Raw genomic sequence first — 789 nt, 5'->3', positions numbered from 1 at the left:
CCGGGCATGGAACCCGGCTATCCCCTCGGACCACGACTCGACCTGCTCAACCGTCAACGATTCATCGCACAGTCGGAACAACGAGCCAATCCAGCACCTGTCACGGCAGATGCGGTTGCAGTACTAGAAGGCGACGAGAGCAACCACAACACGGCTGGTGTTGTGCTGAGAGCAGACTCGGTGTTCCCGCCCTCATACGTTGACCGCTCGCCGAACTGAAGTACGGATGGAGATGATCCCCGCCCTCTACGACCCCCTCGCCAAACCAGTAGTGGAAATCTGGGAGTTCGTAACGCGTGTGCGGAGGGCTCTCGTAGTTCGGGCATCGGCTCATGTGGCGTCGCCGCGACGCGCGCGCGTACTAGACCAACCGAGGGTCCAGGGCGGGAGCCCAGATCCGTTGTCGCGGAGCGTGGCGGGGCTATCGCGGAGGCAGGGCGGGTTTCCTTCACCTCGGCGTCCGAACAGAGGGTAGGGCGAACCCGTCGGCAGGATGACGGTGCCTCTCGGTGTCACACGGCTAACCCGGCCGCGACCTGTATGGGGGAACACGTTTCCTCTGCTGGCGAGGTGTACCTCTGATGACCGCTGCTGTCTCCTTTGATGACGTGCCGTCTGACCCGCACGTGACGCTCTTGGTTCTGTCTGGGGGCCGGGTGCACGACGGTGGCGTGCTGTTGGACGCTCCCGGGAGCGTGTTCGACCGGCTCCGGGAGGGTCGCCGTGGTGCGCAGGTGCAGGCGGCTGATCTGGGCCGGCCGGTCCGGGTGAGTGTGGCCCATGCGGATG

The 789-nt window shown here is 64.9% G+C and carries 2 protein-coding genes; both read left to right on the top strand.

Going from position 1 to position 789, the window contains the following annotated elements:
- Positions 1-219, top strand: a 219-nt coding sequence (locus AC13HU_RS37840; protein WP_483046533.1) for a hypothetical protein, incomplete at its 5' end; no start/stop codon positions are given.
- A gap of 362 nt (positions 220-581) precedes the next feature.
- Positions 582-789: hypothetical protein (locus tag AC13HU_RS37835; RefSeq protein WP_483046532.1), on the top strand; the 208-nt coding region annotated here is incomplete at its 3' end.

The organism is Streptomyces sp. NH27 (genome assembly GCF_056859195.1).
The sequence above is the reverse complement of the archived record's forward strand: the minus strand, read 5'-3'. Positions and strand labels throughout refer to the sequence as shown.